Source organism: Streptomyces sp. NPDC031474, assembly GCF_055581185.1.
This window is the reverse complement of sequence record NZ_JBVIJX010000066.1, coordinates 1-4,810: the sequence shown is the minus strand read 5'-3', so window position 1 is coordinate 4,810 and position 4,810 is coordinate 1. Positions and strand designations below refer to the sequence as shown.

Genomic DNA, 4,810 nt, shown 5'->3' with positions numbered 1-4,810 from the left:
CCCCCCCCCCCCCCCCCCCCCCCCCCCCCCCCCCCCCCCCCCCCCCCCCCCCCCCCCCCCCCCCCCCCCCCCCCCCCCCCCCCCCCCCCCCCCACACCCCTGACGGCTCATGGCCGCGAGTCAGTGACCGTGCCCGCTCCCCGCCTGCTGCTGATCAGCTCGTTCATCAGGACACGGATGCGCTGCTCGATCTCGTCCCGGATCGGGCGGACGGCATCGACGCCCTGGCCGGCCGGATCGTCGAGTTGCCAGTCGAGGTATCGCTTTCCCGGGAAGACAGGGCAGGCGTCTCCGCACCCCATCGTGATGACGACATCGGACGCTTGCACGGCTTCCACCGTGAGGACCTTCGGTGTCTCGGCGGAGATGTCGATGCCGACTTCGTTCATCGCTTCCACCACCACCGGATTGACCGTGTCGGCAGGGGCAGAGCCGGCCGAGCGGACTTCCACTTTCTCCCCGGCGAGGTGAGTGAGGAAGGCGGCGGCCATCTGAGAGCGCCCGGCGTTGTGGACGCAGACGAACAGAACGGAGGGGCGCGGAGTGGAGTCGCTCATGGCGGAGATCCCTTGGCAGACGGTTCAGCGAGGAGAAGCAGCGAGTTCGGTGTCGCCCTGCGGCATGACGACCTCGGTTTCGGCAGGAGCGGCGGGCCCGAAAAGCAACGCCACCAGGCTCAAACCGACGGCAGCACCCACCAGTTGAGCCGCGATGAACGGCGCGACGGAGGTCGGGGCGATCCCGGCGAAGGTGTCGGTGAACATCCGGCCGATGGTCACCGCAGGGTTCGCGAAGGAGGTGGAGGAGGTGAACCAGTAGGCGGCCCCGATGAAGGACGCCACAGCGGCCGGAGCGAATCGCTCGTGCCCCGTCCGGTTCAGGCCGAAGATCAGCAGAACCAGTCCGGCGGTCGCCACCGCTTCCCCGAGCCACAGGTGCCCTGCGAAGCGGTCATGAGTGGACCACTTCACCAGGGGTTCGGAGAACATGGCATCGGCCAGGACCGCGCCGGCGACGGCCCCCGCGATCTGCGCCGGAACGTACGCGGCCACCTCCCGCAGACTCAGCCCGTCCGCGTTCCTGCGACCGGTGAACCACACTGCGAGGGTGACGACCGGGTTGAAGTGCGCGCCGGAGACCGGCCCGAGGAGCAGGATCAGCACGGCCAGTCCGAAGACCGTGGAAGTGGAGTTGGCGAGCAGTTGGACCCCCACGTCCTGTGAGAGTTCGGTCGCCTGGATCCCCGAGCCGACGACCACCGCGACCAGCGCGGCCGAACCCACCGCCTCTGCAGCGACGCGGCGGCCCAGGGGCGCGCTCACGCGGACACCTCTGCCGTCTGCGGCATGGCCAGGAATCCGGCCAAGCGGTCGAGGGCATCGGGCAGCACCCAGTAGTAGACCCAGGTACCGCGGCGCTCGCAGTCGATGAGCCCCGCCTGCCTGAGGAGCTTCAGGTGGTGCGAGATCGTCGGTTGCGAGAGGTCGAAGGCAGGGGTCAGCTCACAGACACACACCTCGCCGCCCTCTCGCGAGGCGATCATCGACACCAGCCGCAGACGCACCGGGTCGCCCAGGGCTTTGAAGATCTTTGCCAGGTCGGCCGCCCGCTCTTCGTCCAGGGGCGCAGTGGCCAGTCCCTCGCAGCAGGAACCATCCCCGTCCTGACCGAGGATCTTCAGCTCTTGATTCGACATGCTTCTATGTTGACGTTTTTCGAACCAAGACGCAAGGTTGAATCAACGAACGTCAATACAAGCCGTTCAGGGCGCCGCCATGCCCAGTCACCCAGGAGTGATCCATGTCCGACCAGTCCACCGACCTACGGGAAACCGTCCGTCAGCGCTACGCGGCTGCGGCCGTGCAGGTCAGCGAAGGAGGCACCGCCTGTTGCGGGCCTCAGCCCATCGAGGTCGACGAGAACTTCGGCTCGACCCTGTACGCCGCCGACGAGCGGGAGTCCCTGCCCGCCGAGGCCGTGGCCGCCTCCCTCGGCTGCGGCAACCCCAGCGCCGTCGCCGAGCTGCGCGAGGGCGAACGCGTCCTCGATCTCGGCTCCGGTGGCGGCATCGACGTGCTGCTCTCCGCCCGCCGGGTAGGCCCTACCGGCAAGGCGTACGGCCTCGACATGACCGACGAGATGCTGACCCTGGCCCTCGCCAACGCCGAGAAGGCCGGCGCGACGAACGTCGAGTTCCTCAAGGGCACCATCGAGGCGATCCCCCTGCCCGCGAACAGCATCGACGTCGTGATCTCCAACTGTGTGATCAACCTGTCCACCGACAAGCCCGCCGTTTTCGCCGAGACCTACCGTGCACTCAGGCCGGGCGGTCGGATCGGCGTGTCCGACGTGGTCGCCGACGACTCACTCACCCCGGCCCAGCGCGGGGAGCGCGGCGACTACGTGGGGTGCATCGCGGGCGCCCTCTCCTTCGAGGAGTACCGCGCAGGACTGGAAGCGGCCGGGTTCACGGGCATCGAGATCGTTCCGACGCATCCGGTCGCCGACGGCATGCACTCCGCGATCATCCGCGCGTCCAAGCCGGCGGTGACTCCGCAGCCCGGCCCCCGGACGGACACGTCGACGGACACATGCTGCGGAGTGAACGCCTGCTGCACCGAGGCCGAGACGTCGGCAGACCCCACCGTCGGCGTCAGCGCGGCGAAGGCGGCATCAGGCTGCGGCTGTCAGAGCTGATCCGGACCCGACCGAGCCCCCTCCCGATGGCGAATTCAAGGAGGGGGCTCAGAAGTTCGCAGAGGCCGTTCTCAGGCAGACGACGGGGTCAGACCCACTTCCACCTCGGAGAGAATCCCCGGCGCACCCCCAGGCGGCGACAGCGGCGTTCCAGCCGTGGCCGAAAGGAAGCGCGTCCAAGAGAAGAGAGAAGGCCGAGAAAAAACCAGGGCAGCAGCAACCCAGCGAAGATTACTTGGCATCCCTGCGCCGCATGGACGAGCTGAAGTACAAGCGGCCGGATCCGTTGCCACCGGCGTCCATGTCCAAGAATGCGAACAACCTCCCGCTGTTCTGGACGACCTACTTCAGCCGAAGGCGGCGTGCATCAGACGCCTTCCGCGACGCCCGGCCGGTTGCGCTCCAGCCAGGCCGACAGCGACAGCGGCCGGCCGTACCGGGCCCAGACCGCGCTGGAGTCGACGAGTTGCGGCTGGGTGTCGAGCAGCACGCCCATCTGCATCTGCCGGGCAAGGGCCTGGTTGAACGGCTTCATCAGTGTGCTCATCACCCGGAGCATGCCGAGCGGCATCTTGTTCTCTGCCTTGATCCGCGTGCGCAGTGAAGCCGCAATGAGCTCGTTGACCTGGGTGAGCGTCAGCGCCTCGGGTCCACCAAGGTCGGCGGACCAGCCTTCACCTGGGCGTACGGCCAGCGCCGCCGCCACCCGAGCGACGTCCTCGCCGGCCACCCACGACACCGGGTTGGCGCCCGAGCCGAGCACCATGGCCTTCCCCTTCTTGGTGATCGACTCTGCGAGCATCTCCACCCAGGTGTCCATCAGGTGGGTGGGCCGCAGGATCGAGAACGGCAGTCCGCTGGTACGCAGCGTGCGCTCGACCTCGAACTTGAGACGGAAGAACTCGACCGGGCTGTCGGGGCGGGCACTTGCGGTCGAGAAGTACACGAAGTGCTCGATCGCGGCGTCCTGTGCGACGCCGATGAGGCTCGGGATGCCCGCGCCTTCAACGCCCCGGGGACCGTTCGCTCCATTGCCGCCACCGCCCTGAGCGGTGCAGACGATCGCGCTGACGCCGGTGACGGCCCGCACGAGCGACTGTCTGTCGTGCAGATCGCCCGCGACGACCTCGACGTCCCCGGCGCCCCTCACTGAGGAGGGATCGCGGGTGACGACGCGCACCATGTGCCTGTCGTTGCGCAGTTGGTCCACGATCTGGCGGCCGACCTTGCCGGTACCGCCGAAGACAACGATCACGCTTGGCTCCCTAACAGTGTCCAGAAAGCTATCGATGTTAGAAACATAATCTGCGATAGGCTTCCGGTGTCAATGGGAGGACGAACGCGTGACGACCAGAGCCAAGCCCGCGCAGCCCGAGCCGAGCGCGAGCCAGAAGCGGCGTGAACGGGAGCGTCAGCAGATGCGCGCGCGGCTGCTGGAAGCGGCCAGGAACATTGCGGCAGAAGACGGCTGGAACGCGGTCACGATCCGCCGCATCGCTGAAAAACTCGAATACACGGCGCCGATCCTCTACCAGTACTTCTCCAGCAAGGAGTCGCTGCTCATCGAGCTGATGATGGTCGGCTTCGCCGAGCTCACCGACCAGCTGAAGGTGGCCGCACAGAGCCCGGCACCAGAACGGCTCGCCGCGATGGCAGAGGCGTACTGGGCGTTCGCGTTCACCTCGTCCGAGCTCTACCAGGCGATGAACGGCATGGACGGCGTGCCCTTCGGCACAGCCGAGACCCCCCTTGAGGCCAAGGCTGCCTTCCGAACGCTCCGCACCGCCCTGGAGAGCATTGCGGAGGCGAGGGGCGCCGAGCTGGCCGACCCCACCGGGGCGGTCGACATTGTCTGGGCTTTCCTTCACGGATGTGTGTCGCTGACGATGGCTGGCAGAGTCGCGGGCGGAGTCGAGCGTGCCAAGACGCTCATGCTGAACACCCTGGAGCCGCTGTTCACCGCCCAGCTGCGGAGTCAGTAGCTGTCAAAAGACAACAGCTTCTAACTTCCGGCAGGCCCTAGTAGGACTCCGTTACGTCTGCCTGTGAGTCCTGTCTGGGGGCATGTTGAAGGTGTGGACGCACATGAAGTGAACCGTGCTCGGGCGAAGTT

Annotated in this window: 6 protein-coding genes; 2 read left to right on the top strand and 4 right to left on the bottom strand. The window is 67.4% G+C overall.

Annotated features, from left to right (window positions below):
• Positions 1–107: 107 nt before the first annotated feature.
• Genes ACZ5SK_RS48355 through ACZ5SK_RS48345 form a run of 3 tightly spaced genes read right to left on the bottom strand, consistent with a single transcriptional unit; the run spans position 108 to position 1,696 of the window.
• Positions 108–557 (bottom strand): arsenate reductase ArsC, encoded by a 450-nt coding sequence (locus tag ACZ5SK_RS48355; protein WP_334579883.1) that lies wholly within the window; start codon positions 555–557, stop codon positions 108–110.
• Between the two features lie 24 nt (positions 558–581).
• Positions 582–1,322 carry an MIP/aquaporin family protein gene (locus tag ACZ5SK_RS48350; RefSeq protein WP_334579882.1) on the bottom strand — a complete coding sequence of 247 codons (741 nt, stop codon included), beginning with the start codon at positions 1,320–1,322 and terminating at the stop codon, positions 582–584.
• Positions 1,319–1,696 (bottom strand): ArsR/SmtB family transcription factor, encoded by a 378-nt coding sequence (locus ACZ5SK_RS48345; RefSeq protein ID WP_334579881.1) that lies wholly within the window; start codon positions 1,694–1,696, stop codon positions 1,319–1,321. Before ACZ5SK_RS48345 ends, ACZ5SK_RS48350 begins: the two co-directional genes overlap by 4 nt.
• A gap of 104 nt (positions 1,697–1,800) precedes the next feature.
• On the opposite strand from ACZ5SK_RS48345, the gene arsM reads away from it, so the two are divergent.
• Entirely contained in the window at positions 1,801–2,697 is an 897-nt protein-coding gene (gene arsM / locus ACZ5SK_RS48340; RefSeq protein WP_334579880.1) for an arsenite methyltransferase, read from the top strand.
• A 367-nt stretch (positions 2,698–3,064) separates the two neighbouring features.
• Here the strand turns inward: arsM and ACZ5SK_RS48335 are convergent, their stop codons facing one another.
• Positions 3,065–3,952 carry an SDR family oxidoreductase gene (locus ACZ5SK_RS48335; RefSeq protein ID WP_334579879.1) on the bottom strand — a complete coding sequence of 296 codons (888 nt, stop codon included), beginning with the start codon at positions 3,950–3,952 and terminating at the stop codon, positions 3,065–3,067.
• Positions 3,953–4,040: 88 nt separating this feature from the next.
• Between ACZ5SK_RS48335 and ACZ5SK_RS48330 the strand changes: the two genes are divergently transcribed.
• A complete protein-coding gene (locus ACZ5SK_RS48330) occupies positions 4,041–4,679 on the top strand; it encodes a TetR/AcrR family transcriptional regulator (RefSeq protein WP_361700500.1) in 639 nt (212 codons plus the stop codon).
• Positions 4,680–4,810 lie beyond the last annotated feature (131 nt).